Below are 26,796 nucleotides of genomic sequence, written 5' to 3'. Positions count from 1 at the left end.
CGCCGGCTATTAAGCATATTGAGCTTGAAATGAGCCGAAGAAGACAGTAAATCACTAAAGAAGTGTATAGCTACTATAGGAGTAAGGATGAAAGTTTTAGTAACAGCCCCATCGAGGAAAAGTGTTCCAGATAATAATGATGTCTATGATTTGATATTACAACAAGACGATTGGAATGATTATAGCTTTGTAACTAAATATCATTTGTATTTAACAAAGAAGATAACTAAATCGGAAAGTATTGAATATGCCGGTGCTGTTAAAATAATAAAAAAAGGTCAACCCAATGACTATTCTTTCATGATAGGTGTTGGGGAATTAGATAGTTTAGGTGACGAGTTTTGTTCTATTGGTCAATCATTAGATTATTATGGTCGACTATCTGAGTTAAAAGCTAGTATATGTAATGAAATTTTGTTTTTTTTACGAGATATTAATCTTTTTGATTATCAGTCTCAGGGGTTTAAGGAGGAGAAAGTATGGCATGAATCAGTTATGAGAGATCTAAAGGTTGACGATGATATATTTACCCTCCCGATTTTTATTATCAAAAATCAATTTTCATCGATACCAAGTATAAGTGAGAAGCTTACATTTTCTCATTCAGGAATGGTAAATCCTTTATATATTTATTTTGATTCAACCCAATATGGTTTTTTTGAAACGGAAAAATTGCCGTGTCGAATGTCAGTTATAGTCGGGCGAAATGGTTCTGGGAAGAGTACAACATTAGCGAGGCTCTCAAAGGTTGCATATTCTTCAACGCAGGATAGAAAAGAAGAGGTAATTAAAAATATAGGGGAGATTCTTCCTGAAGGATTGGGTTTTCCTAAGGTGATTAATTTGTCATACAGCGCATTCGATAGCTTCCAAATACCTGGTGTTACATATAAAGAAAAACTTCAGTTAAAAAATGACCTTGAGGAAGGTAGGGGGAGGTATATATATTGCGGGGTAAGAGATGTGTGTGCGGAATTAGATTCTGTTTTGAGTGGTTTTAATTTTGAGAATGACGATGAAAAATATATTTCAGTGGATAGGCAGGAAAATACAGTACTAAAACCACTTGAGGTGCTTAGTGATGAGTTTTGCAAAGCATTTAATATTGTTTATAGTGATGAGAATAAAAAAGAAATATTTATGTTGACCATAAATAAATTAAGAGAGGAGGCATCATTATCATCAATAGTCGATGATCTTATTAAAGATGATTTCATCATGAATGCGAAAGATTATTTTCATGGCCTAAGTACAGGCCATAAGTTTGTACTTCACTCGATGCTGCATATAATTCTTCATGCGGATAAAAGATGCCTGATATTATTTGATGAACCTGAAACGCATTTACACCCTCCACTTCTTGCAGTTTTAATGAGTGCTTTAAGAATAATTCTGAATAAAGTTGATGCTTTTTCCATCGTGGCTACACACTCACCTGTTGTTGTACAAGAAACATTGAGTAAGAATGTAAACGTTATATCTAGAAGTGGTAATTTTATTGATTTTCAGAGGCCTGACATTGAAACTTTTGGAGAAAATATTGGGGCTATCACATCGTCTGTTTTTTCTTTAACTACACAAGTTACTGATTATCACAATGAATTAGATAAGCTTGTAATGGAGTACCGTGACAGTAATAATGCATTGGATATGATTGAAAAATGTTTTGATGAAGGACTTAGTATTCAGGCTCGGGCTTATATTATGTCTAAGTTGGCTATTAAGGAGAAGTGATATGTGGACTTTAACCTTGCCTGATGATTCCAATAGGAAAGAAGAAATAATAACTGCATTGACTTATAAAAGCGGAGAAGCAAAGTATCAATTAATTGAAGGCGAATTAGATATAATTGACGGTATATATGATATATATCACGAGAATAAAGGTTTGCCATGTGAATCACTCAAAGGTGACGGGCTTAGTGAAGAAACCAAGCAAGCGCTGAAGGATGCCTATTCCGAAGTTCAAGAGTCAGGTCGCCTTTCAGATCTGCGTTCAAGATTATTTCTAAGCGCTAAGAAATGTCCTCTATGTGGCATAGGGGCTACTACCGACCTAGATCACTATTTACCAGAATCAAAATATAAGTGCCTTGCTATTCTTTCAAGCAACTTAATACCGACCTGTCATAAATGCAATAATAAAAAAAGAACTTCTGTACTTCAAAGTGATGTTGGTTTTTTACATGTGTATTATTTTGAACAGCCCGATGAGATATTTTTTACTGCATCAACTGAGATTAATAATGGTGCGCTGTCTATAAGTTTCGAAATCATAAAGGTGGGTGGCATGAGCCAAAATATCTATGACTCACTTTGTTTTCAAATAAATAAAATAGACCTAAACAAGAGACTTGGAACTGAGGCGAATGACTTTTTAGGTAGTATGTATACTTCTTTTGAATTAACGTATGAATCATCCGGAATCGATGGGTTGAGGGTTTCACTAAAAAAAATAAGAGATGATTATACACGTAGATTTGGTTTGAATCATTGGAAAAGAGCATTAATGGATAGTTTGTCTGATAATGAGGAGTTTCTAAATGCTGGTTTTATAACAGCATTAGGAACTCCTTTGGAATAAATAGTTATTGGTGGGGAGACACGAATTGGCCCCACCAAATCATTAAATCGATTCTTTGCGATAGATAAATAGAGCGATTATAAGCACGCCTGACTTCGTTTTTATCGCTATGTGAAAGGGCTGCTTCAATAACATCAGGATTAAATCCATTTTCGTTAAGAGTTGTACTTGCTATAGAACGTAGCCCATGGGCGACAAGCTTACCGCCATATCCGATACGTTTTAACGCAGCATTCGCTGTCTGGCTATTCATCGGTTTACGAGGGTCATTACGGCTAGGGAATACATGTTCACGCCTGCCGCTGATAGGCTGCATAATTTCCAGTATATCTAATGCTTGGTCAGAAAGAGGAACTATATGATCACGCTTAGCCTTCATGCGTTCTGCCGGGATACGCCACTCACGTTTCTCAATATCGATCTCGGCCCATGCTGTTGCAGATGCTTCAGCTGGGCGAATCAGCGTCAGCAACTGCCATTCAAGCAAGCAGCGGGTTGGGATTGATAGATTGCTCATCGAGATTGTACGCATCAGCTTAGGCAGTTCTTCAGGCCGTATGGTCGGCATATGTTGTTTCTTAGGCCGTTCGAATGCGTTACCAATACCAGAGGCAGGGTTAGCATCAATCAACCCGGTATTGACGGCGTAGATCATGATTTCGTTAATACGCTGCACTAATCGGCGAACTGTCTCTAATGCACCACGGGCTTTGATAGGCTCCAGCACTTGGATCAGCAAACGCGCTTTGATGTCTTGAACCGGAACATTCTCGATAGATGGCAGTATGTCTTTTTCAAGAGAACGCCAGATGTCTTCAGCATGCTTAACACTGACGCTGGCCTGTTTCAACGCGAACCACTGTTTTGCCACGTTCAGGAAAATGCTTTCTTGGGCTACCTGTTTCTGTTCCGCTTCTTCTGCCTCTTTAGCCTGCGGATCAATGCCTCTCGCCAGTATCGCGAGCTTTTCGGCACGCATTTGCCGGGCATCAGCAAGTGATAGGGCAGGGTAGGCACCAAGGCTAACCATAGTTCGTGAACTTGTGCCGGGACGGAGATAGCGGAAACGCCATAATTTCTTGCCGCTGGTTTTGACTAACAGGAACAGGCCGTCACCATCATGCAGGGTAAGGTCTTTCTCTATGGCTTTGGCTTTTTGTACTTCGGTATGTGTGAGGGGGCGTGTAGTCCGCGCCATGCAAGGGTTCTTCCATAATTGGTATACGTTTATGGCATACATTTTAACGTATACCTAAACGTATACCAATAAATCCCGGATTTAGCTGGATGCTCTCGGACTACCACAGACACAAAAAAGCCCGCAAACCTAGGTGGGATGCGGGCTTTCCGTACTTCTCCGGACTTATCTGGTAATACCCGGATCATCATTTGGTGGAGCTGGGGGGATTTGAACCCCCGTCCGGAATTACTACACCGTCGGCACTACATGCTTAGTCCAATCTTCACATTCGCCGGTCAGCTGCGGATGGACACGCCACTAACAAACTAGCCTGATTGGGTTTAACGCTTCAGCCCCAGGCAGGACATCCACGCGATCTCTTTTGGGTTTGACCTCTCTTGATCCCCGTCCTAAGAGCGGAGGCTAGGGAGAGAGGGAATCTTCAGTTTCTTAGGCTGATTAAGCTGCTAAAGCAGCAGATTCGAATTGCGAGTCGTTTGCAATTATTTTTTTTGCGGCTTTTAACGAGGCAAACCGCCCCTCGGCATGCTCCTAAGGCCTCACAATCCCGTCGAATCCAGAATCAGCCCCAAGTTACGTCGCGCAGTATAACAGAAGTTTTACCCGTTAAGCCAGAGGCTTATCGGTTGGCGTGCTTCATGATACGGGATTTCGCCGTCTGCCATTCACGATCTTTGATGTCATCGCGCTTATCGTGTTCTTTCTTGCCTTTGGCTACGCCGATTTTGATCTTGGCCCAGGCATTTTTCCAATACATGGACAAGGCAACCACGGTGTAACCGTCACGGTTTACACGGCCGAGGAGTGAGTCCAACTCACGTTTTTTCAGCAGAAGTTTACGGGTACGTGTCGGATCGCAGACCACATGCGTAGAAGCTACGTTGAGCGGTGAGACAGTGGCACCAAACAGGTAGGCTTCACCATCGCGGAAGGTCACGTAGCTATCACTGATGTTGGCTTTGCCGGCACGCAGCGATTTGACTTCCCACCCTTGCAGAGACAGGCCCGCTTCGAATTCTTCCTCAATGGCGTATTCGAAACGCGCACGCTTGTTTTGCGCAATGGTGGCAGAGCCGGGTTTGTGTGCTTTTTTCTTTGTCATAGTGTGTTCATTATACTGGATGCGTCAGCGAAAGAAATCCTTTCCCGCTCAGCACCTGCGCAATTTTTCGCATTTTTGGCCTCTGTGTTGCATAGCAGATTTTTTGTTTGCCGATAGATAAATGGTATGATTTGTATGTTTTGTGTCTCACAGGAAATGATATGCCCCAGATCAGTCGATCTGCGTTAGTGCCATTCAGCGCCGAGCAGATGTATCAGTTGGTTAACGATGTTCATTCTTATCCCGATTTTCTGCCAGGTTGTACCGGTAGCCGGGTGATTAACGCGTCCAACAATGAAATGACCGCTGCAGTAGATGTTGCCAAAGCCGGTATCAGTAAAACTTTTACCACGCGCAACACGCTGCTGGATAACCAAAGCATCAATATGCAACTGGTTGATGGTCCGTTCCGCTCCTTGATGGGGGGCTGGCACTTTACGCCGCTCAGCCCGGAAGCCTGCAAGGTTGAGCTGCACCTTGATTTTGAATTTACCAACAAACTGATCGAGTTGGCGTTCGGCAAGGTGTTTAAAGAGCTGGCAGGTAACATGGTGCAGGCATTCACCCAGCGGGCGAAAGAGGTCTACAGTGTCTGAGATACGGGTCGAGGTGGTTTACGCCTTGCCGGAGCGTCAGTATCTGCGCAATGTCACTCTGGCGGAGGGCAGCAGCGTTGAGCAGGCGATTGTCGCCTCCGGGCTGCTGGAGCTGCGTGGTGACATTGATCTGCAAAGTAACAAGGTGGGCATCTATAGCCGACCGGCCAAGTTGGCAGATGTGCTCAACGATGGCGACCGGGTGGAAATTTATCGCCCATTGATTGCCGATCCCAAAGAGCTGCGCCGTCAACGGGCAGAGAAGGCAAAAAAATAAGGCGCTAAGAGCGCCTTATTTTTTATCAGAATTTTATCTTCCGAGTTGCAGCCTGGTACTGTCATGAAGAACTTGACGCGTCCCTCACGGGCCGGACGATAGTTCCTGCGCGGATTACTTGGTCAGCGCCGGCTTGTTCTGAATATCGGTCAAGACACCCGCGCTGTTGAAGGTCAGCGTCAGGGTTTGCTGGGTGATATTTTCATGACCAGGTTGCTGACGGAACACATAGAACCACGTCTGAGTACCGAACGGGTCCTGCAGCATTGGGGTGCCCAATGTATAAGCGACCTGTTGCTGGGTCATACCTTTTTGAATTTTAGCTACGTCGGTTGACGTCAGGTAGTTCCCTTGGTTGATGTCAGGCCGGTAAACCACCTTCTCAAAAGTAGAACAGCCTGCAGTCAGCATCACAAGAACCACAGCGGCGGCAGTCAGCGTTTTACAGCGCATAGTAATCACATTCCTTTAGGGCATAGGATGCCGATGATAATAGACCTTGCAGCCGTTGGAAACCCTTATACCCTTCATCTTTCAAGTTGTAGCTGTGTTGGCTTCCTACTCTCACCCCAGTCACTTAGTTATCTAAGCTCCTGGGGATTCACTGAGTTGCCGCCTTGCTACAGCTTGAAATCTATTGAGTAAACAGCGCCAAAGTCAGACCTCAGGAAAGTGAAAAAGTTGAGCTTTTCTATGCAGCAAGCAGTTCTTTCGCGTTTGCCAGGGTATTTCGGGTGACTTCACTGCCGCCCAAAAGGCGCGCCAATTCTTGCAAGCGAGCGCGTTTATCCAGTGGCGACATCTGGGTTTCGGTTTCCGTGCCGTCGGTCTGTTTGCTGACAAACAGATGCTGATGACCACAACCGGCTACCTGCGGCAAGTGAGTGACGCACATAACCTGGGTAGATTCCCCCAACTGGCGCAGCAGGCGACCGACAATGGCGGCGGTTGGGCCGCTGATACCAACGTCCACTTCGTCGAAAATCAGCGCCGGCGTTTCCATCTTGCGGGCGGTAATCACCTGGATTGCCAGCGCGATGCGCGACAGTTCGCCGCCAGAGGCCACTTTCGCCAAGGCCTGCAGCGGTTGGCCCGGGTTGGTGGAAACGCAGAACTCGGTGCGGGTCGCGCCTTCAGCACTCAAATATTGCGGTTCGAAGCGCACGTCGATGTTGAATTTACCGTGCGGCATGGAGAGTGCCTGCATGCTGTCGGTAATCAACGTGGTCAGCTCAGCGGCATAATGCTGGCGTTTCTGATGCAGTTGCTCTGCCAACAACAGCGCTTGCTGATGATGCAACGTGACCGCCTCGGTCAGGTGTTCGTGGTCATTTTCTTGTTGTGACAGCAGCTGTTGTTCATCCAGCATTTGCTGGTGCAATTGCGGCAGCTCTTCTGGCGCGACGTGATGTTTACGCGCCAGGTTGATTTGCCGCGACAGGCGCTGCTCGAGTTCTTGCAGGCGATTTGGATCCAGATCCATACGATCGGCGTAGTGGCGCAGTTCATCGCTGGCTTCACTAATTTGGATCGATGCCTCTTCCAGCATATCCAGCAGGCCACTGAGCTTGTCATCCATGCCCACCAGCTCAAGCAGCAGGTGTTTGGCGGTATAGAGCTGGCTCAGCATATTACTTTCTTCGTTATCGGCCAGTAGTTGCAGGGTTTGCTGGCTGATGGTCAGCAACTGGCCGCTGTTGGCCAGACGTTTGAATTCATTGTCGATTTGTTCAAACTCACCGGCCTGCGGCGCAAACTCGTTCAGCTCTTTCAATTGGTATTGCAGCAGCTGTTTGCGTGCGTCGCGTTCGATGGACTGTTGCTGGTGATGTGCCAGTTCGCGGCAGCTTTGGTGCCAGCGCTGGTAAGCCTGTTGCATTTGCGTCAGCAGGGCGGGTTCGTCGGCGTAGGCGTCGAGCAGTTGTTTTTGGTGTTCAGGCTTGAGCAACAACTGGTGGGCATGCTGGCCATGGATTTGAATCAGCCGCTGGCCGAGTTCGCGCAGTTGCGAAAGCGGTACGGCGGTGCCATTGATAAAGCCGCGGGAACGGCCATCTGCGTTGATCACCCGGCGCAGCAGGCACTCATTGCTGTCGTCCAGCTGGTTCTGCTCAAGCCATTGTCGTGCAGAAGGGGTGTCCGCCAGTGAGAAACGGGCGCAGATATCGGCACGGGCGGCTCCCAGCCGGACGACGTTACCATCGGCGCGATTACCGAGGCACAGCCCCAACGCGTCGATGGCGATCGATTTACCGGCGCCGGTTTCACCGGTAATCGCCGTCATACCCGGTTGAAAATCAATTTCCAACTCACGAACGATAGCAAAATTGCTGATGGTCAATTGCGCCAGCATGGGAACCTTCCTGTGTATAAACACATAACTGTAGTTTCATACAGTATAGACTGGTTTTATATACAGTAAAGAGGCTGGTGCAGTTTTTAGAATAATTTTTTTGACCAACCCAGCTTGGTGCTTAACGTATTGAAATAGCTGTAGTCCTTTGGATGAATAAGATTCAAATGAAAATCACTACGGCGTATCAATACCTCTTCACCTTCCTGAATAGGCAAAGCTATTTGGCTGTCGCAGCTGATTTCCAGATCGCTGCCAATCTGCGAAAACTTCAGCCGGATAGTGCTGTTGCCGTTGATCACCAACGGGCGGGCTGAAAGGGTGTGCGGGAACATCGGCACCAGCGCGATGGCTTCCAGCGACGGTGTCAGGATCGGCCCGCCGGCAGAGAGCGAATAGGCGGTCGAACCGGTCGGGGTGGCGATGATCAGGCCGTCAGAGCGTTGTGAGAAGGCGAAGCGATCGTCGATATACACTTCGAACTCAATCATGTGCGCCACTTTACCAGGGTGCAACACCACTTCGTTGATAGCGGTGCTGATGCGGCACTGCTGGTTTTCCTTGTGTACGATGGTTTCCAGCAGGAAGCGCTGCTCATCGATATATTCGCCTTCCAGCACGTCGGCCAATTGCTGCAATGCGTTGTCGGGATCAAGATCGGTCAGGAAACCGAGATTTCCGCGGTTAACACCGATAACTTTAATATCGTAACGAGCCAGCACGCGCGCTGCGCCCAGCATATTACCGTCGCCACCGACCACTACGGCCAGGTCGGCCTTTTGGCCAATATCTGCCAGGCTACCGGTGACGGCGTCTTTCAGCCCCAAATCCTGGGCTATCTGCCGTTCAACCATCACCGAATAGCCTCGGGCGACCAGCCAGTGAAATAACATCTCATGCGTTGCCAGCGCCGAAGGGTGACGCGGGTGGCCAACAATGCCAATACAGGCGAATTTTTTATTCATTGTTGTGATTTTCCTCACCGGGACCAGTTTATGCCCCACATTGTGACCGGTTGACTTGAAACCCCGGTTTTGATCCCCATAATAAGCCAAGTTGCGAGATTAATGCTAAAACGCGGAGATATTCATGAGTAGTAAAGAACAGAAGACGCCAAACGAGCAAGTCTCGGAAGAAATGGAACAGCAGGAAGTCTTGCCGGAAGCGGCTGAGGGCGTCGATCTGCGGGATGAGCGCATTGCTGAGCTGGAAGCTCAACTGGCCGAAGCCCAGCAGCATGAACGCGACAGCCTGCTGCGTGCCAAAGCGGAAATGGAAAACGTCCGCCGCCGCACCGAGCTGGATATTGAAAAAGCGCACAAGTTTGCTCTGGAGAAATTCTCCGGTGACCTGCTGCCGGTGTTGGATAACCTGGAGCGTGCGTTGGATCTGGCGGATAAAAACAATCCGGAACTGACGGCGATGATCGAAGGTATCGAGCTGACGCTGAAGTCCCTGCAGGACGTAGTGCGTAAATACGGTATCGAAATCGTTGGCGACACTAACGTACCGTTCAACCCGGAAGTACACCAGGCGATGAGCCTGATGGAATCGGCCGATCACCAGCCAAATCACGTAATGATGGTGATGCAAAAAGGCTATACGCTGAATGGCCGTCTGCTGCGCCCGGCGATGGTCGCGGTTTCCAAAGCCAAGGCTTAAGCGAATTAAGTAAAGAAAAGGCACCCTCGGGTGCCTTTTTTACGTCTGAATCAGCTCTGCGGCAGTTGCGGCAGCCAGTCGATAGGTTGCAACCCCTGTTGCACCAGCAGCTGGTTGGCCTGCGAGAAGTGGCGGCAGCCGAGGAAACCCCGGTGGGCGGAAAGCGGTGAAGGGTGCGGCGCTTTCAGCACGTGGTGGCGGTTGCTGTCGATAAAATTGCCTTTCTTCTGGGCGTGTGCGCCCCACAGCAGAAACACCACGCCTTCGCGGTTTTCATTCAGCGCGGCAATCACCTTGTCGGTAAAGGTTTCCCAGCCCAGCTTTGCGTGTGAATGCGCTTGGCCACCTTCAACCGTCAGCACCGTGTTCAGCAGCAGCACGCCCTGTTCCGCCCAGCTTTGCAGGCATCCGTGGCTTGGGCGTTCAAAACCCGGGATATCCGTCGCCAGCTCTTTATACATATTCACCAGCGAAGGGGGAGCTGGCACGCCAGGCAACACAGAGAAAGACAGGCCATGGGCCTGATTCGGGCCGTGATAGGGATCCTGACCGAGGATCACCACCTTCACGTCTGCCAGTTCGGTATAACGAAAGGCGTTGAACACGTCTTTTTGCGGTGGGTAAATGGTCTTACCGGCCTGACGTTCAGCGGCAACAAAGGCAAGCGTTTCATGAAAATAGGGCTGCTCTTTCTCCTTGCCGATGACATCATGCCAGGTGAGGGAGGTGGACATAAACGCTCTCCTTTGTTTTCGTTAACAATTCACTGGGCATAGCTTACCGTTTAGCGTCACTCAGTGAAACCCGCTTTTATCCTGGCGTCTTTTCGGTTCATGCAAATAATGTTGAAAATTTACAAAAATAATTGCGAGGTGTCCTGCGGGGAAAATTGACATAAAACATAAACTTGCCCCTTTAAGGCGTGTGGGTACCCCGTGGAAATTGATTTTAATCAAAGAATTGCCCCGGTCAGACTGGTATACAGAACAACAAGACAACAATGGTTTTACCAAATGGCCGAAACCAACATTGGGTTTTTTCTCGAAGTAGAATTTTTCGCCCTTGTACGGAGGCAACAACATGATTACTGGTATTCAAATCACTAAAGCGAACGACCAGGCGCTGGTGAACTCTTTCTGGCTGCTGGACGATGAAAAATCCGAAGCTCGCTGTGTTTGTGCGAAAGCCAACTATGCGGAAGATCAGGTCGTTCCGGTCAGCGAACTGGGCCAGATCGAGTACCGTGAAGTGCCGCTGGAAATGCAATCTACCGTGCGCGTGGAAGGGGGGCAGCACCTGAACGTGAACGTCCTGCGCCGCGAAACGCTGGAAGATGCGGTTAAGCATCCGGAAAAATATCCGCAATTAACCATTCGCGTGTCCGGTTATGCGGTGCGTTTCAACTCGCTGACGCCAGAACAGCAACGTGACGTGATTACACGTACTTTTACAGAAAGCCTGTAATCGTCCGCGTGATTAATGAGGGAGCTTCGGCTCCCTTTTTCATTGCTGTACCCGCCAGAAAGTGAATCCTGATCACATTCCTCGTAAAGATAATCGCTCGCATTACAGAACTGCTCCGACCTGCCGATAGCTACAGCAGCACTCATTTGGGTGCGGCATAGATAAGTCTATCGACAAGGAGTCGGCATGAGTATGTCTTTGAGTTTTACCTCTGCGGTCAGCCCTGCGGCCATTCACCCCCCGGTGGCCCGTGCGGTACCGCAACCCCTGAATTCGCCACCGCCGATTGAGCCCCCAGCGGCTAGAGCCCCTGCGGCCACGCTTTCCCCAAACAGTCTGAATGCCCAGAATCTGCTTAATACGCTGGTGAGCGATATGTCGGCCGCTGCGCCGGTGGTTGCCAGTCAGGGCGTGACGCGTGGGCAACAGTCACAGCAAGGGGACTATACGCTGGCGTTACTGGCCAAGGACGTTTACAACACCGCCAGTCAGGGCGTTGGCGGTTTCACCCGCTTGAACGACAATGCCTTGCTCGGCGCAGGCATAGATCCCGCCAGCCTGCATGACTCGGCATCGGGTTTCCAGGCCGGGATCTACAGCGATAATCAGCAGTATGTCTTGGCCTTTGCCGGCACCAATGATATGCGTGACTGGTTGAGCAATGTGCGTCAGGCGACCGGCTATGATGATGTGCAGTACAATCAGGCGGTCGCGGTTGCCAAAAGCGCCAAAGCGGCGTTTGGCGAGGCATTGGTGATTGCCGGTCATTCGCTTGGCGGTGGGCTGGCAGCAACGGCGGCACTGGCGACCGGCACGGTGGCGGTGACTTTTAACGCCGCAGGCGTGTCCGATTACACGTTGAACCGTATGGGGATCGATCCGGCAGCGGCGAAACAAGATGCGCAAGCAGGGGGTATTCGCCGTTACAGCGAACAATACGACATGTTGACTGGCACTCAGGAATCCACTTCGCTGATCCCGGACGCTATCGGGCATAAAATCACGTTGGCCAATAACGATACTCTGAGCGGTATCGATGACTGGCGGCCGAGCAAACATGTGGATCGCAGCCTGACTGCACACGGAATCGATAAGGTCATCAGTTCGATGGCGGAGCAAAAGCCATGGGAGATCAAGGCCAATGCCTGACAGGCGGCGCGTGCGGCAGACGTTAATGATCGCCATGCTGGCGTTGGTTGCGATCGCCGGTTTGCTGATGATGGCTAAGGAGCAACAGATGAATCAGGAAAACTCTCCCTTCAACGGGCGCGGCAATGTGGCGCTGGCCCAGGCGGTAGCGCGCGGTGATATACAGGGTATTGCCGAACAGGCCACGCAGGGGCGTCTGAGCGAGCAGGGTGACCGTCAGGTTACTTTGCTGCAATGGGCAATACTGGCGCAACAACCGCAAAGTCTGGCCTTACTGCTGGAGCTGGGGGCTGATGCTTCCATTCCGGGGCTGGATGGCAACAGCGCGCTGCATACCGCGGCGGCGGTGCAGGACCCGCAGTATTTGCGGCTGTTGCTGGAGCAGGGGGTAGCGGTTAATCCACGTAATGCGGTAACCGGTGCCACACCCTTGGCGATTGCCGTGTTGGCCGGACGGGAAGAGCAACTGCGGTTACTGTTGGTCTCCGGGGCGGATGTCACGTTGAGCGATCGGCTCGGCGATACGCCTTTGCATGTCGCGGCAAAAACCAACGCGCCACAGTTGGCGCTGATGCTGTTGCAGGCAGGGGCGGATGCCAAGGCCCGCAATCAGCAGGGGATGGCCTTTCAGTTCTATTTCTCACAAACGCCAACGTCGTTGCAGAGTGAAGACATGCGCGAGGGGTATCGACAACTCAATGCCTGGCTGAAAGCCCATCAGCAGGCAACGCATTATGCGCAGCAGTAAGCGGGAATAAAAAACCGCCTTCAGGTTAATGGAGGCGGTTTTTATTCACTACGGCAGCATTACTTCGCGCCGTTGCTCTCAGGTTTGGCCTTTGGCTGGCGACGTTTACCCACGTTTTTCGCATCGCGATGACGTACTTTCACCTTGGCTTTTTCTTTGTTCTTTTCTTTGTCGGCTGCGCGTTTGGCAATCACCTTCTTGGAAGGCTTGCCGTTGCTTTTTTCGCTCGGCACTTTGGTTGACGGACGCAGTTCTTCGATCACCCGCGCTTTCAGCGGCTCGTTCAGGTAACGGCCCACTTTGCCTAACAGCAGGTGGTCGTGTGCCTCAACCAGCGAGATCGCGGTGCCTTTACGCCCGGCACGACCGGTACGGCCGATGCGGTGCAGGTAGGTATCCGCCGTGCGCGGCATGTCGAAGTTGAACACGTGGGTGATATCCAGGATATCCAGGCCACGGGCAGCAACGTCGGTGGCGACCAGCACGTTGACGCGGCCATCCATCATGCGTTTTACCGCTTCGTTACGCTTGGCCTGCACCATTTCGCCTTCGAGGTAACAGGTGTTGATGCCCGCCTCGCGCAGCCAGGCTGCCAGCTCATGCACGCGCTCACGCTTACGCACGAAGATCACGGATTTCTGCACGTCCGGTTGTTGCAGCAAATGCACCAACAGGGCGGTTTTATGCACCACGTCGTCGGCGCGGTAGTACCACTGCAGGATCTTTTTGCGCTCACGGCGTGACGGGTCAGCTTCGACTTCTACCGGCTCTTTCAGAATGCGTTCGGCGAATTCGCGGATGGCATCGCCTTCCAGCGTCGCGGAGAACAGCAGGGTCTGGTTACGCCAGCGGGTTTCGGCGGAAATGGTTTCGATGTCCTGCGCGAAGCCCATGTCGAGCATGCGGTCGGCTTCATCGAGGATCAGCGTTTCTACCGCGCGGCAGTCGAAGTTTTCTTCTTTAATGTACTGCAGCAGACGACCGGTCGTGGCAACAACCACGTCCTGGTTTTCGCTGAAGACTTCCGCGTGGTTCATATAGGCGACGCCACCGGTGATGGTAGCGATATCCAGCGAAGTATGAGCAGCCAGTTCACGTGCCTGATCGGCTACCTGCATCGCCAGCTCGCGTGTCGGGGTCAGGATCAGTACGCGCGGTGGGCCGGACTTCTTGCGTGGGAAGTCGAGCAGATGTTGCAATACCGGCAGCAAAAATGCAGCGGTCTTGCCGGTGCCGGTCGGCGCCGAACCCAATACGTCGCGCCCATCCATCGCAGGCGGGATCGCCTCGGCTTGAATGGCGGTTGGGCGTTCGTAGCCTTTATCACGCAGGGCGTTTATCAGGCGTTCATCGAGTTCGAGCTCGGAAAAATTGGTTACTGTCATGGTCTACCTCTACTTGGGGCGCCGATTATAGACGGGTTGGCCGCGTTCTTCACCTATTTAAGCGGAAAGCATCTCTTTTCCCAAAAATCAGATTGCCTTATGCTACGCCAGTTTTGTATTCAGGTGGTTATTGTGAGCACTCAATCGAAAGCGAATTTTACTCCGCGTCGCGGCGGTTTTACCTTTAAGCAATTTTTTGTTGCTCACGATCGCTGTGCAATGAAAGTGGGTACCGACGGCGTGTTGCTCGGTGCATGGGCTCCCCTGGCACAGCCACAACGGGTGCTGGATATCGGCAGCGGCAGCGGATTGATCGCGCTGATGCTGGCGCAGCGTACAGCCGAGAACGTGCAGATTGATGCTGTAGAGCTGGATGAGGCCGCCGCTGCACAGGCGCATGACAACGTACTGGAATCCCCTTGGTCGCCGCGCATTCAGGTGCATGCGCAGGATATTCACCATTTTGCCCAGCATCATGCCGGTCAATATGACCTGATCGTCAGCAACCCACCGTATTTCGAGCCTGCGGTCGCCTGTCGTGACCAGGCGCGTCACAACGCACGTTATACCGAAACCCTGACCCACGATGCCCTGCTGGCTAGTGCGGAACAGTTAATCGCCCCGCAGGGGACCTTTTGCGTAGTGCTGCCGCATGACATTGGTGAAGCGTTCGAAACTAATGCACAGCGCCGTGGCTGGCATACTGCGCAGCGGCTAAATGTCAGCGATCGCGCCGATACGCCGTTGCACCGGGTATTGTTAGCCCTGACGCGTCAGCCTGCGGAAGAGACAACCGAACAGAAGCTGGCGATTAAGTTGGCCGATGGCAGTTACACCGATGAATTTCGCCGTCTGATTACCGATTTCTATTTGTTTTACTGAGATAAAAGGGCGCCATGGTCAGGCGCCCTGACGGTATTATTAGGGCTGCAGAATGGTCGGCAGCGCTTCCGGCAGCAGATCCGGATAGTCCAGCGTATAGTGCAACCCACGGCTTTCCTTGCGTTCCATGGCGCTGCGGACGATAAGCTCCGCCACCTGCACCAGATTGCGCAGTTCCAGCAGGTTGTTGGAGATGCGGAAGTTGGCGTAGTACTCGTCGATTTCTGCCTGCAAGGTATTGATGCGGCGCAGCGCTCGCTCCAGCCGTTTGGTGGTGCGGACGATCCCTACGTAGTCCCACATAAACAATCGCAATTCATGCCAGTTATGTTGGATCACCACTCGTTCGTCGGCGTCGTCAACCCGGCTTTCATCCCACTGCGGTAGCTGTTTCGCCAGCGTGATAAACGGCAGACGCATCATGATATCTTCCGCCGCAGACCAACCGTAGACCAGACATTCCAGCAGTGAGTTGGATGCCATGCGGTTAGCACCGTGCAGGCCGGTATAGCTGACTTCGCCGATGGCATACAGCCCGTCAAGGTCGGTACAACCATGCTGATCGACCATCACGCCGCCGCAGGTATAGTGCGCGGCAGGGACGATAGGGATCGGCTGGCGGGTGAGGTCAAAGCCCAGCGTCAGCAGTTTTTCATGGATCATCGGGAAATGCTGGGTAATGAATTCAGCTGGTTTATGGCTGATGTCCAGATACATGCAGTCCGCACCCAGACGTTTCATTTCGTGGTCGATGGCCCGCGCGACTACGTCCCGCGGTGCCAGTTCGCCGCGAGGGTCAAAATCGGGCATAAAGCGGCTGCCGTCCGGGCGCTTCAGATAGGCACCTTCACCGCGCAACGCTTCGGTCAGCAGGAAGTTACGCGCCTGCGGATGGAACAGGCACGTCGGGTGGAACTGATTGAACTCCAGATTGGCGACCCGGCAACCTGCGCGCCAGGCCATAGCGATACCGTCGCCGGATGAAATATCCGGGTTGGTGGTGTATTGATACACCTTGGCTGCACCGCCGGTAGCCAGTACCACTGTTTTGGCGCGGTAGGTTTCTACCTGCTCCAGCTCGCGGTTCCACACATAGGCGCCAACCACGCGGCGAGTACCCGGAAGGCCGATTTTGTTCGAGGTGATCAGATCGACCGCATTACGGCGTTCCATCACGCAAATATTCGGGTGGTTACTTGCTTTCCCCACCAGGGTAGTCTCTACTTCTTTACCTGTAGCATCAGCGGCATGCAGGATACGGCGGTGGCTGTGCCCCCCTTCCCGGGTCAGGTGGTAATGGGCTTCGCCCTGAGCGTTAACCTCGGTGTCGAACAATACCCCCTGATCGATCAACCATTGCACGCAGTGGCGCGCATTGCCGGCGATAAACTCAACGGCGTCTTTATCGCACAGGCCGGCTCCGGCAATCAAAGTGTCATCTACGTGTGAGGCAATGCTGTCCGTTTCATCGAAAACCGCGGCGATCCCGCCTTGGGCATAAAATGTGGCGCCTTCGTTGAGCGGCCCTTTGCTGAGTACGGTAACCTTGCAATGCTGCGCCAGGCGCAGCGCCAGTGACAGGCCGGCAGCACCACTACCGACGATCAGTACATCGCTAACATGTTCAGATGATGGTTGCATAGCGTATGATGTGTGCAGAAGAAGAGTGAAATTCATGTTAGCCTAATTGTCCGGGCAAAAGCCACGGATGGGTGACATCAACATAAAAAACAATGGCAATACGGAACTTCGTGTTCTGTATGAACTCCAAGCGAGTGCTTGCTCAGGAAAATAATGTATGGCTGGCAGTACAATTTTACGCGTGGAGACGGATTTGGGGAGAGTTTACCTCGGATGAGCGAGCAGTTAACGGATCAAGTTCTGGTTGAGCGGGTCCAAAAGGGCGATCAGAAATCGTTTAACTTACTGGTGATTCGTTACCAGCATAAAGTGGCGAGTCTCGTTTCCCGTTATGTACCGCAGGGCGATGTGCCTGATGTGGTACAGGAGTCGTTTATTAAAGCCTATCGCGCACTGGAATCATTCCGTGGGGATAGCGCTTTCTATACCTGGTTGTATCGAATTGCTGTGAATACGGCAAAAAATTATTTGGTGGCTCAGGGTCGTCGTCCGCCATCCAGCGATGTGGATGCCAACGATGCCGAAAATTACGAAAGTGCGGGTGCACTGAAAGAAATTTCGAACCCTGAGAACTTAATGTTGTCAGAAGAACTGAGACAGATAGTTTTCCGTACCATTGAGTCTCTCCCTGAGGATCTTCGCATGGCGATTACCCTGCGGGAGCTGGATGGTCTAAGCTACGAAGAGATAGCTGCCATCATGGATTGCCCGGTAGGAACCGTACGCTCGCGTATTTTCCGCGCCAGGGAGGCTATCGATAATAAAGTTCAACCGCTGATTCAACGTTAGCAATGGCGGACACAGGAAGGGTACTTAGGCATGCAGAAAGAAAAGCTTTCCGCTCTGATGGATGGGGAATCGCTCGACAGCGAGCTGCTGAGTTCGTTGTCTAAAGACAGGGCGCTTCAACAAAGCTGGCAGAGCTATCACCTGATACGTGACACACTACGGGGTGATATCGGACAAGTCATGCATCTCGATATCGCAGATCGTGTTGCTGCTGCACTTGAGAAAGAACCTGCACGTCTGGTTCCTTCTGCAGTTCCGGAATCTCAGCCGCAACCTCACACCTGGCAGAAAATGCCGTTCTGGCACAAAGTCCGCCCTTGGGCCAGCCAGATCACACAGATTGGTATGGCGGCCTGCGTGTCGCTGGCGGTGATTGTAGGCGTACAGCAATACAATCAACCGGCTGCACAATCTGGCGCTGCTGAATCGCCGGCGTTTAATACCCTGCCGATCATGGGGCAGGCGTCACCGGTCAGCCTTGGCGTGCCGGCAGACAGTTTCTCCACTGGCAGCGGTCAACAGCAGCAGGTGCAGGAACAACGCAAACGCATTAACGCTATGCTGCAAGATTATGAGTTGCAACGTCGTTTGCATTCTGATCAGCTGCAGCTTGAGCAAAGCACCCCACAACAGGCTGCCGTTCAGGTACCCGGAACTCAGTCTTTAGGAATGCAACAGCAGTAATGAAGCAAATTTGGTTCTCCGTCTGTCTATTGACGGGCAGCCTGCTCTACTCAAACATCGCCCCGGCGCAGCCCTCTGCGTCCGGGGCGTTGTTACAACAGATGAGCAGTGCCAGCCGTTCGCTCAATTATGAACTCGCCTATATCAGCATCAGCAAGCAGGGGATCGAATCGCTGCGCTATCGTCATGCGGTGATTGACCAGCAGCCGCTCGGCCAATTACTGCATATGGACGGCCCGCGCCGTGAAGTGTTGCAACGGGGCGGCGGAATTAGCTACTTCGAACCCGGCCTGGAACCCTTTACGCTGTCCGGCGATCACATCGTCGATGCGTTGCCGGCCATTGTTTATGCTGATTTTGACCGTCTGGCGAAGTATTACGATTTCATCTCCGTCGGCAGCACCCGTATTTCCGATCGGCCATGCGAAGTGATCCGCGTGGTTGCTCGCGATGGTTCACGCTATAGCTATATTGTCTGGATGGATGAAGCCACCAAGCTGCCACTGCGGGTGGATTTGATCGACCGCGATGGCGAAACGCTTGAGCAATACCGGGTGATTTCGTTTGTCGTCGGGTCGCAAGTACAAGGCGCGATGCAGGGGTTGATCAAGGCTAATTTGCCCCCCTTGCTGTCGCTTCCGGCGGTAGATAAAATCAAGCTGAGCTGGAGTACGGGCTGGTTACCGGCTGGCGTCGATGAAGTCGCACGTAACCGCCGCAAATTGCCGAATGTGACCGAACCTGTTGAGTCGCGGCTCTACAGCGACGGCTTGTTCAGTTTCTCGGTCAACGTCAGCCCAGCGGGCAGCGGTGCCGGCCAGCAATATTATCGCCAGGGGCGTCGTACTATCCAAACCGAAGTCCGCAACGGAAATGAGATCACTATCGTGGGCGAACTGCCGCCGGCAACGGCCAAGCGTATCGCTGACAGCATTTCCTTCAAGGTGTCACCACAATGATGAAAGAGTGGGCCACGGTCGTTTCGTGGCAACAGGGCGTGGCGCTGCTGCGCTGTGAGCCGAAAGCCGGATGTGGCAGTTGTACTGCCCGTTCTGGCTGTGGCGCGCGGGCGTTGAATGAACTGGTGCCGGAAACCGAACACCAGTTGCAGGTGCATATCGAGCAGCCGCTTGAGCCGGGTCAGCGGGTTGAGGTGGGCATTGCGGAAGGCAGCCTGCTGCGCTCAGCAATGCTGGTTTATCTGACACCGCTACTGGGCATGATGCTGGGGGGCAGCCTGTTGCAATACTGGCTGGGTACCGATGCTTCTGCCGCGCTTGGCGCACTGCTCGGCGGTGTCGCGGCCTTTATGCTGGCGCGCAGTCTGGCACATCGCCTCGGTGAACAGGCAAATTACCAACCGATCGTTCTGCAAATTGGTTTACCGCCTGGTGCCATGCGCCTGCAAACGGAAAACCAGCCTCTGCATTAAAACTGCTGCCGCGTCATCGCCGGGTTATGGTAGGCGGTGATGCGGGTGTAGATCATATGCTCCAGCAGCGCGATAAACAGATCGGCGCTGAGCAGCGAAAAATAGCCGATAGTAAATAACGCATTGCCCTGATTATCCAACAGGCGAATGGTGCCGCGCTGCGGATTGTTTTCCAGTTCGCGGATCTGCTCAATCGGGATAGACCCCTGAGCGGTGATCAGTGCCGTTGAGCTCAGGCTCAACGTTTGGGCTGATTGTCCTTTCCGATGGCCAGGCAGCAATTGACTCAGCCAGCGAGCGCCGCAACTGAGATAGTGAAACGATAATATTTCCCCCTGATACAGTGCATTCAACGCCTGTGGTCCACGCTGTTGGATCTGCTGAGCGATAATGGTATCTGCCAGCCGCAAGGAGTGGGAAACATTGCTGAACACCGGACACCAGGGTTGATCGGCTGACGCGCGAAATGCCATTACATCTAAGACTCCCCCAAACAAACGACCGCCGCGAAAACGATAAATATCACCAATTTTTTCAAAGGGGATGAATCGTTCTTTATGGCTATGCGGGTTAATCACCCGAACACCATGTTCGTACAGGCGATAGGTCAATGCTGGCCGCAGGTAATGGCGCAGTGCCAGCAGGATACAGCCGAGTACAATAGTCGCTGCGCCGGTTTGCAGTAAGGTCAGTACCTCATTTTCATCCATGTTGCTCAGCAGCGGCAGTAACAGCAGTGCCGCACCGAGAGTTAACAGCAGCGCTGCCGCTGCGAGAATGCCCCAATTGACCTTTGAAAAATCGTGCCGGCTCAGCATTTGCCCTTTATCGATCATTATGCACCTTCCAATCAACACGCAGAGATATGCTGGTGAACCCCGGTGGGCATGCCGATGTAGTGCCCTGAATTATGTTTTATCGCGGTGTTCACCCTCATTTCTATAGGAGCAGCCGGCGAGCGTACATCGGGTTTTTCCTAAAGCCCGGGGAGCAAAGTGCAATTCTAAGATGTTGATCCGAATATTATTTTATCCAGAATTAGGAGAGGGTTTATTGCGTTATTGGCGGTTATGTATTAATGCCTAATCCTGTCAGCGGCTGGCGAGGCAAGATGGGAGGGAAAGATTGTTATAACTTAGCCTATTGACCACGTCGGGCTTTGTTAACATCCGCTTTCATAACCCGGGGCGCTCTGTAACATTAAAGTGTACATAATAGAATGCCTTCACTGCACCGATCGCTAGGTTTTCAGTGTTGTGGCATGTAGAATGCTGCGATTCAGGCGCAAGACGGCCGAACCCATTCACTGTCGCTTTAGGTCCATGCGGGTTTCTATAGGCGAGTAATTCAGAAATACCAAGGCAGAAAAACTTTTATAATGAAGCATATACGAAATTTCTCCATTATTGCCCACATTGACCACGGTAAGTCGACGCTGTCCGACCGTATTATCCAAATTTGCGGTGGCTTGACCGAACGTGAAATGGCCGCGCAGGTGCTCGATTCTATGGATCTTGAGCGCGAGCGTGGCATTACCATTAAAGCGCAGAGCGTGACGCTGGATTATAAGGCGCAAGATGGCCAAACCTACCAGCTCAACTTTATCGACACGCCTGGACACGTTGACTTCTCCTACGAAGTTTCCCGTTCACTGGCCGCCTGTGAAGGCGCACTGCTGGTGGTCGATGCCGGGCAGGGCGTAGAAGCCCAGACGCTGGCCAACTGCTATACCGCGCTGGATATGAATCTGGAAGTGGTGCCGGTACTGAACAAAATTGACTTGCCGGCTGCCGATCCCGATCGTGCCGCGCAGGAAATTGAAGACATCGTTGGCATCGACGCTACCGATGCGGTGCGTTGCTCGGCCAAAACCGGCGTTGGCGTACCCGAAGTGCTCGAACGCCTGGTGCGTGATATTCCGGGGCCGGCAGGCGATCCGGAAGCGCCACTGCAGGCATTGATCATCGACTCCTGGTTCGATAACTACCTGGGCGTAGTTTCCCTGGTGCGCGTCAAGAATGGCACCATGCGCAAGGGCGACAAGATCAAGGTCATGAGCACCGGCCAAACTTATAATGCCGATCGTCTGGGTATCTTCACCCCGAAACGTGTTGATCGCGACGTGTTGAACTGTGGTGAAGTGGGCTGGTTGGTCTGTGCAATTAAAGACATCCTTGGCGCACCGGTGGGCGATACCCTGACACTGGCTCGCCAACCGGCGGACAAAGCCTTGCCAGGCTTCAAAAAAGTGAAGCCGCAGGTTTACGCGGGCCTGTTCCCGATCAGCTCCGACGACTATGAATCCTTCCGCGATGCGCTGGGCAAGCTGAGCCTGAACGACGCTTCTCTGTTCTACGAGCCAGAGAGCTCCACCGCGCTGGGCTTCGGCTTCCGCTGTGGCTTCCTCGGCCTGTTGCACATGGAGATCATTCAGGAACGTCTGGAGCGTGAATACGATCTGGAACTGATCACCACCGCACCAACGGTAGTGTATGAAGTGGAAACCACCAGCAAAGAGACTATCTACGTTGATAGCCCTTCCAAGTTGCCGCCACTGAATAACATCGAAGAACTGCGTGAACCGATCGCTGAATGTCACATGCTGATGCCGCAGGAATTCCTGGGTAACGTGATCACTCTGTGCATCGAGAAACGCGGTGTGCAGACCAACATGGTTTACCACGGTAACCAGGTTGCGCTGACTTACGAAATTCCTATGGCGGAAGTGGTACTCGACTTCTTCGACCGTCTGAAATCTACCTCGCGCGGTTACGCGTCGCTGGATTACAACTTCAAACGCTTCCAGACCTCTGACATGGTGCGCGTCGACGTGTTGATCAACAACGAGCGCGTGGATGCGCTGGCGCTGATCACTCACCGCGACAATTCGCAGTACCGTGGCCGTGAGCTGGTAGAGAAGATGAAAGAGCTGATCCCACGCCAGCAGTTCGATATTGCCATCCAGGCCGCTATCGGTACTCATATCATCGCGCGTGCGACGGTGAAACAGCTGCGTAAAAACGTTTTGGCTAAATGCTACGGCGGTGACGTCAGCCGTAAGAAGAAGCTGCTGCAGAAGCAGAAAGACGGTAAGAAACGCATGAAGCAGGTGGGTAACGTCGAGTTGCCACAAGAAGCGTTCCTGGCCATTCTGCACGTTGGCAAGGACAAGTAAGTAACAGCGATAACGTCGCGAAACTAGGGAGTTTGCATGGCGAATATGTTTGCCCTGATCCTGGCACTGGCCACCTTGGTGACCGGGATCATCTGGGCCTTTGAGCGCTTTAGATGGGCGCCGGCCCGCCGAGCGAAGATTGCGGCGGTGAATGCACAGACTGCGGGCGCCGTAGACGATAAAACGCTGGCAAAAGTGGCGAAACAACCGGGTTGGATTGAAACCGGCGCATCGGTTTTCCCGGTATTGCTGCTGGTCTTTGTGGTGCGTTCGTTTATTTACGAACCTTTCCAGATCCCGTCCGGTTCCATGATGCCGACGTTGTTGATTGGCGATTTTATTCTGGTGGAAAAATATGCCTACGGCATTAAAGATCCTATTACCCAGACCACGCTAATTGAAACCGGTCATCCAAAACGCGGTGATATTGCGGTATTTAAATATCCGCTGGATCCGAAACTCGATTATATCAAGCGCGTGGTTGGCCTGCCTGGCGACCGTGTGAGTTATGATCCGATCAATAAGCGCGTGACCGTTCAGCCTTCGTGTAATAGCGGTCAGTCATGCGACACCGCATTGGCAGTGACTTATAACGATGCGCAGCCAAGTGACTTTGTGCAGCTGTTCAGCCGCAGCGGCATGGGTGAGGCCAGCAATGGTTTCTACCAGATCCCGCTGAGTGAGAACGTGCCGCAGGGCGGCATCCGCCTGCGTGAACGTCAGGAAACGCTGGGTAATGTTTCTCACCATATTCTGACCGTGCCGGGCACGCAGGATCAGGTAGGCGCTTACTATCAGCAGCCGGGTAAACAGTTGGCGGAGTGGGTTGTGCCGGCGGGTCATTACTTCATGATGGGTGACAACCGCGACAACAGCGCCGACAGCCGCTATTGGGGCTTCGTACCGGAGAAAAATCTGGTAGGTAAGGCCACGGCTATCTGGATGAGTTTTGAAAAGCAGGAAGGCGAATGGCCTACCGGCGTAAGATTTAGCCGCATCGGTGGAATTCATTAATCCAGTGTTTCTACCCTATGAATTTCAAGCTGTAGCTAGGCGACCAGCTCGCTCATCCCCAGGCGCTTACACAAGTAAGTAACTGGGGGGAGCGAGTGCAGGTAACAACGCTATAGTTCGAAAGGCGACGGGTATATTAACGCAGCATTATATTTCCACTCGTTGTAGAATACCGGCTCGAGCGATAAAAAGTTGGCTCCCTGTTGGGGGCCACTGCAAACGAAACAGCTTTGGATTGGCTTTCGGCAAAGCAGGCCTGTTCCGTATGCTGCAAGTTTTTGACGCATTCTTGATCTATTGGTAACTCATGAACCCCATCGTAATAAATAGGCTACAGCGGAAGCTGGGCTACACTTTTCAACAGCAGGAGCTCTTACTGCAAGCGTTAACTCACCGTAGCGCCAGCAGTAAACACAATGAACGTCTTGAGTTTCTGGGTGACTCCATTCTCAGTTTTGTCATTGCCAATGCGCTGTTCCAGCGTTTTCCTCGCGTAGACGAGGGCGATATGAGCCGTATGCGCGCCACGCTGGTGCGCGGTAATACGCTGGCAGAGATGGGGCGTGAGTTTGATCTGGGCGAATGTCTGCGTCTTGGCCCGGGTGAGTTGAAAAGTGGTGGATTCCGCCGCGAATCAATCCTGGCGGATACGGTGGAAGCCTTGATTGGCGGCGTGTTCCTGGATAGCGACATCCAAACTGTTGAACGACTGATTTTGGACTGGTATCGCAGCCGGTTGGACGAAATCAGCCCCGGTGATAAGCAGAAAGACCCAAAAACCCGTTTGCAGGAGTTTTTGCAGGGGCGTCATCTGCCGTTACCTTCTTATCTGGTGGTGCAGGTTCGCGGTGAGGCGCACGATCAGGAATTTACTATCCACTGTCAGGTGAGTGGTTTGAGCGAACCCGTAGTGGGAACCGGCTCAAGCCGCCGTAAAGCCGAACAAGCGGCAGCGGAACAGGCGTTAATAAAGCTGGAGCTTGAATGAGCGAAGAGAAACAATACTGTGGTTTTATTGCGATAGTCGGTCGCCCCAACGTGGGCAAGTCCACGTTGTTGAACCAACTGCTGGGGCAAAAAGTCTCCATCACCTCGCGTAAACCACAGACGACCCGTCACCGCATTATGGGTATCGACACCGATGGCGCCTATCAGGCCATCTACGTCGACACCCCGGGTCTGCATATCGAAGAAAAACGCGCCATCAACCGTTTGATGAACCGCGCGGCCAGCAGCTCAATCGGCGACGTCGAGCTGGTGATCTTCGTTGTGGAAGGGACCAACTGGACCGCCGACGATGAAATGGTGGTCAACAAGCTGCGTAGTCTGAAATCCCCGGTGCTGCTGGCGATCAACAAGGTCGACAACGTCACCGACAAATCCAAGCTGTTGCCGCACATTGCGTTCCTCAGCCAGCAGATGAACTTCCTCGACGTAGTGCCGATTTCTGCCGAAAAAGGGATGAACGTGGATACCATCGCGGCTATCGCGCGCAAGGTACTGCCGGAAGCGGAACACCACTTCCCGGACGATTACATCACCGACCGTTCCCAGCGCTTTATGGCATCGGAAATTATCCGTGAAAAGCTGATGCGTTTCCTGGGTGAAGAACTGCCTTACTCCGTGACGGTTGAGATCGAACAATTTGTACCGAATGAACGTGGCGGTTACAACGTCCACGGGCTGATCCTGGTTGAGCGCGAAGGCCAAAAGAAAATGGTCATCGGCAACAAAGGTGCCAAGATCAAAACCATCGGTATCGAAGCCCGCCAGGATATGGAACAGATGTTTGAAACCAAAGTGCATCTGGAACTGTGGGTGAAAGTGAAATCGGGCTGGGCGGACGACGAACGTGCGTTGCGTAGCCTGGGCTATACCGACGACCTGAAATAAACCCTCCAATGGACGGCTGGGAGCGCGCTTTCGTCCTGCATGGGCGACCGTACAGTGAAACCAGCCTGATGCTGGATATGTTTACCGAAGGTCATGGGCGGGTGCGTTTGTTGGCAAAAGGCGCGCGCAGCCGCCGTTCCAATTTAAAGGGTTGCTTGCAACCCTTTACTCCTCTGCTGGTACGCTGGGGCGGTCGTGGCGAAGTCAAAACGCTGCGTAGCGCCGAAGCGGTCTCTCTCGGCTTACCCCTTAGCGGCATGATGCTCTACAGCGGCCTATACGTGAATGAACTGCTGTCACGGGTACTGGAGCAAGAAGCCAATTATTCGGTATTATTCTTCGATTATCTGCAATGTTTGCAGGCGCTGGCGGCAGAAGATGTTTCGCCGGAGCAGGCGCTACGTCAGTTCGAATTGGCTTTGCTCAATCACCTGGGCTACGGCCTGGATTTCCTGCACTGTGCCGGTAGTGGTCTGCCGGTGGACGACGGCATGACCTATCGTTACCGCGAGGAAAAAGGCTTTATCGCCAGCCTGGTGGTGGACCATTACAGCTTCACCGGCCGTGAGCTGCGTGCGTTGGCAGAGCGACAGTTTCCGGATGTGCAAACCTTGCGCGCCGCCAAACGTTTCACCCGCATGGCGCTCAAACCCTACCTGGGGGGCAAACCACTGAAGAGCCGAGAATTGTTTCGTCAGTTTGTCCGTAAACAGCCGGATCCACCGGTCGATGACGCCTGACCTTTTCCCTTTTGCAGCACTGTCC

Annotated in this window: 27 protein-coding genes and 1 other RNA gene; 18 read left to right on the top strand and 10 right to left on the bottom strand. The window is 52.2% G+C overall.

What is annotated here, in order from left to right; all coding sequences use genetic code 11:
* Positions 1–87: 87 nt before the first annotated feature.
* Positions 88–1,734: an AAA family ATPase gene (locus tag OCH02_RS15475; protein WP_261431980.1), complete on the top strand. Its 1,647-nt coding sequence runs from the start codon at positions 88–90 to the stop codon at positions 1,732–1,734.
* A gap of 1 nt (position 1,735) precedes the next feature.
* Entirely contained in the window at positions 1,736–2,584 is an 849-nt protein-coding gene (locus tag OCH02_RS15470) for an HNH endonuclease (protein WP_261431979.1), read from the top strand.
* Positions 2,585–2,588: 4 nt separating this feature from the next.
* On the opposite strand, the gene OCH02_RS15465 is transcribed toward OCH02_RS15470, so the two are convergent.
* The 3 genes from OCH02_RS15465 to smpB all read right to left on the bottom strand — a co-directional run bounded on the left by OCH02_RS15465 (position 2,589) and on the right by smpB (position 4,887).
* Entirely contained in the window at positions 2,589–3,782 is a 1,194-nt protein-coding gene (locus OCH02_RS15465) for an integrase domain-containing protein (protein ID WP_261431978.1), read from the bottom strand.
* 192 nt (positions 3,783–3,974) lie between these two features.
* Positions 3,975–4,355, bottom strand: a transfer-messenger RNA (tmRNA) gene (ssrA, locus tag OCH02_RS15460).
* Between the two features lie 49 nt (positions 4,356–4,404).
* Positions 4,405–4,887, bottom strand: a complete 483-nt coding sequence (gene smpB / locus OCH02_RS15455) for an SsrA-binding protein SmpB (RefSeq protein WP_085118380.1) — start codon at positions 4,885–4,887, stop codon at positions 4,405–4,407.
* 161 nt (positions 4,888–5,048) lie between these two features.
* On the opposite strand from smpB, the gene OCH02_RS15450 reads away from it, so the two are divergent.
* Both OCH02_RS15450 and OCH02_RS15445 read left to right on the top strand, forming a co-directional pair.
* Positions 5,049–5,483: a type II toxin-antitoxin system RatA family toxin gene (locus OCH02_RS15450; RefSeq protein ID WP_012146395.1), complete on the top strand. Its 435-nt coding sequence runs from the start codon at positions 5,049–5,051 to the stop codon at positions 5,481–5,483.
* Positions 5,476–5,760 (top strand): RnfH family protein, encoded by a 285-nt coding sequence (locus tag OCH02_RS15445; protein WP_153859333.1) that lies wholly within the window; start codon positions 5,476–5,478, stop codon positions 5,758–5,760. The genes OCH02_RS15450 and OCH02_RS15445 overlap by 8 nt, the downstream gene beginning before the upstream one ends.
* 114 nt (positions 5,761–5,874) lie before the next feature.
* Here OCH02_RS15445 and bamE read toward each other — a convergent pair whose 3' ends face one another.
* The 3 genes from bamE to nadK all read right to left on the bottom strand — a co-directional run bounded on the left by bamE (position 5,875) and on the right by nadK (position 9,078).
* Positions 5,875–6,213, bottom strand: a complete 339-nt coding sequence (bamE, locus tag OCH02_RS15440) for an outer membrane protein assembly factor BamE (protein ID WP_012146393.1) — start codon at positions 6,211–6,213, stop codon at positions 5,875–5,877.
* 238 nt (positions 6,214–6,451) lie between these two features.
* Positions 6,452–8,113, bottom strand: coding sequence for a DNA repair protein RecN (recN, locus tag OCH02_RS15435; RefSeq protein ID WP_261431977.1), 1,662 nt, complete (start codon positions 8,111–8,113; stop codon positions 6,452–6,454).
* A gap of 86 nt (positions 8,114–8,199) precedes the next feature.
* Positions 8,200–9,078, bottom strand: coding sequence for an NAD(+) kinase (gene nadK, locus OCH02_RS15430; protein ID WP_261431976.1), 879 nt, complete (start codon positions 9,076–9,078; stop codon positions 8,200–8,202).
* Positions 9,079–9,202: 124 nt separating this feature from the next.
* Between nadK and grpE the strand changes: the two genes are divergently transcribed.
* Positions 9,203–9,775 (top strand): nucleotide exchange factor GrpE, encoded by a 573-nt coding sequence (gene grpE, locus OCH02_RS15425; protein ID WP_017893731.1) that lies wholly within the window; start codon positions 9,203–9,205, stop codon positions 9,773–9,775.
* Between the two features lie 50 nt (positions 9,776–9,825).
* Here grpE and ung read toward each other — a convergent pair whose 3' ends face one another.
* Positions 9,826–10,509, bottom strand: coding sequence for a uracil-DNA glycosylase (gene ung, locus OCH02_RS15420; RefSeq protein WP_012146389.1), 684 nt, complete (start codon positions 10,507–10,509; stop codon positions 9,826–9,828).
* 346 nt (positions 10,510–10,855) lie between these two features.
* On the opposite strand from ung, the gene grcA reads away from it, so the two are divergent.
* The 3 genes from grcA to OCH02_RS15405 all read left to right on the top strand — a co-directional run bounded on the left by grcA (position 10,856) and on the right by OCH02_RS15405 (position 13,136).
* Complete coding sequence (grcA, locus tag OCH02_RS15415; protein ID WP_012146388.1) at positions 10,856–11,239, top strand: autonomous glycyl radical cofactor GrcA; 384 nt, start codon at positions 10,856–10,858, stop codon at positions 11,237–11,239.
* A 186-nt stretch (positions 11,240–11,425) separates the two neighbouring features.
* Positions 11,426–12,388: a phospholipase gene (locus OCH02_RS15410; RefSeq protein WP_261431974.1), complete on the top strand. Its 963-nt coding sequence runs from the start codon at positions 11,426–11,428 to the stop codon at positions 12,386–12,388.
* Positions 12,381–13,136 carry an ankyrin repeat domain-containing protein gene (locus OCH02_RS15405; RefSeq protein ID WP_261431972.1) on the top strand — a complete coding sequence of 252 codons (756 nt, stop codon included), beginning with the start codon at positions 12,381–12,383 and terminating at the stop codon, positions 13,134–13,136. The genes OCH02_RS15410 and OCH02_RS15405 overlap by 8 nt, the downstream gene beginning before the upstream one ends.
* Before the next feature lie 59 nt (positions 13,137–13,195).
* Here OCH02_RS15405 and srmB read toward each other — a convergent pair whose 3' ends face one another.
* Entirely contained in the window at positions 13,196–14,521 is a 1,326-nt protein-coding gene (gene srmB / locus OCH02_RS15400; RefSeq protein WP_153859338.1) for an ATP-dependent RNA helicase SrmB, read from the bottom strand.
* Between the two features lie 99 nt (positions 14,522–14,620).
* Here srmB and trmN point away from each other — a divergent pair, with 99 nt between their 5' ends.
* Positions 14,621–15,403 (top strand): tRNA(1)(Val) (adenine(37)-N(6))-methyltransferase TrmN, encoded by a 783-nt coding sequence (gene trmN / locus OCH02_RS15395; protein WP_261431971.1) that lies wholly within the window; start codon positions 14,621–14,623, stop codon positions 15,401–15,403.
* A 39-nt stretch (positions 15,404–15,442) separates the two neighbouring features.
* On the opposite strand, the gene nadB is transcribed toward trmN, so the two are convergent.
* Positions 15,443–17,044 carry an L-aspartate oxidase gene (gene nadB / locus OCH02_RS15390; protein ID WP_261431969.1) on the bottom strand — a complete coding sequence of 534 codons (1,602 nt, stop codon included), beginning with the start codon at positions 17,042–17,044 and terminating at the stop codon, positions 15,443–15,445.
* A gap of 213 nt (positions 17,045–17,257) precedes the next feature.
* Here nadB and rpoE point away from each other — a divergent pair, with 213 nt between their 5' ends.
* The 4 genes from rpoE to rseC are packed head-to-tail and all read left to right on the top strand — an operon-like array spanning position 17,258 to position 19,949.
* Positions 17,258–17,833, top strand: a complete 576-nt coding sequence (gene rpoE / locus OCH02_RS15385) for an RNA polymerase sigma factor RpoE (protein WP_012146382.1) — start codon at positions 17,258–17,260, stop codon at positions 17,831–17,833.
* A 30-nt stretch (positions 17,834–17,863) separates the two neighbouring features.
* Positions 17,864–18,517: an anti-sigma-E factor RseA gene (gene rseA / locus OCH02_RS15380; protein ID WP_012146381.1), complete on the top strand. Its 654-nt coding sequence runs from the start codon at positions 17,864–17,866 to the stop codon at positions 18,515–18,517.
* Positions 18,517–19,476, top strand: a complete 960-nt coding sequence (gene rseB, locus OCH02_RS15375) for a sigma-E factor regulatory protein RseB (protein ID WP_017893725.1) — start codon at positions 18,517–18,519, stop codon at positions 19,474–19,476. Before rseA ends, rseB begins: the two co-directional genes overlap by 1 nt.
* Positions 19,473–19,949, top strand: a complete 477-nt coding sequence (gene rseC, locus OCH02_RS15370) for a SoxR-reducing system protein RseC (protein WP_041418661.1) — start codon at positions 19,473–19,475, stop codon at positions 19,947–19,949. Before rseB ends, rseC begins: the two co-directional genes overlap by 4 nt.
* Here the strand turns inward: rseC and OCH02_RS15365 are convergent.
* The gene (locus OCH02_RS15365) at positions 19,946–20,785 is read right to left on the bottom strand and encodes a hypothetical protein (RefSeq protein WP_261431968.1); all 840 of its coding nucleotides are present in this window, start codon (positions 20,783–20,785) and stop codon (positions 19,946–19,948) included. The two genes, rseC and OCH02_RS15365, sit on opposite strands and share 4 nt — an antisense overlap.
* Positions 20,786–21,327: 542 nt before the next feature.
* Here OCH02_RS15365 and lepA point away from each other — a divergent pair.
* The 5 genes from lepA to recO all read left to right on the top strand — a co-directional run bounded on the left by lepA (position 21,328) and on the right by recO (position 26,771).
* The gene (lepA, locus tag OCH02_RS15360; protein WP_012146377.1) at positions 21,328–23,124 is read left to right on the top strand and encodes a translation elongation factor 4; all 1,797 of its coding nucleotides are present in this window, start codon (positions 21,328–21,330) and stop codon (positions 23,122–23,124) included.
* A gap of 36 nt (positions 23,125–23,160) precedes the next feature.
* A complete protein-coding gene (lepB, locus tag OCH02_RS15355; protein WP_261093229.1) occupies positions 23,161–24,138 on the top strand; it encodes a signal peptidase I in 978 nt (325 codons plus the stop codon).
* Positions 24,139–24,445: 307 nt separating this feature from the next.
* Positions 24,446–25,126: a ribonuclease III gene (rnc, locus tag OCH02_RS15350; protein WP_012146375.1), complete on the top strand. Its 681-nt coding sequence runs from the start codon at positions 24,446–24,448 to the stop codon at positions 25,124–25,126.
* Entirely contained in the window at positions 25,123–26,031 is a 909-nt protein-coding gene (gene era / locus OCH02_RS15345) for a GTPase Era (protein ID WP_112348586.1), read from the top strand. The genes rnc and era overlap by 4 nt, the downstream gene beginning before the upstream one ends.
* A gap of 8 nt (positions 26,032–26,039) precedes the next feature.
* Positions 26,040–26,771 (top strand): DNA repair protein RecO, encoded by a 732-nt coding sequence (gene recO / locus OCH02_RS15340; protein ID WP_012146373.1) that lies wholly within the window; start codon positions 26,040–26,042, stop codon positions 26,769–26,771.
* The last annotated feature ends 25 nt before the right edge of the window (positions 26,772–26,796 follow it).

The organism is Serratia quinivorans, from assembly GCF_946227985.1.
In the GTDB taxonomy this organism is placed as follows: Bacteria; Pseudomonadota; Gammaproteobacteria; order Enterobacterales; family Enterobacteriaceae; genus Serratia; species Serratia quinivorans_A.
The sequence above is the reverse complement of the archived record's forward strand: the minus strand, read 5'-3'. Positions and strand labels throughout refer to the sequence as shown.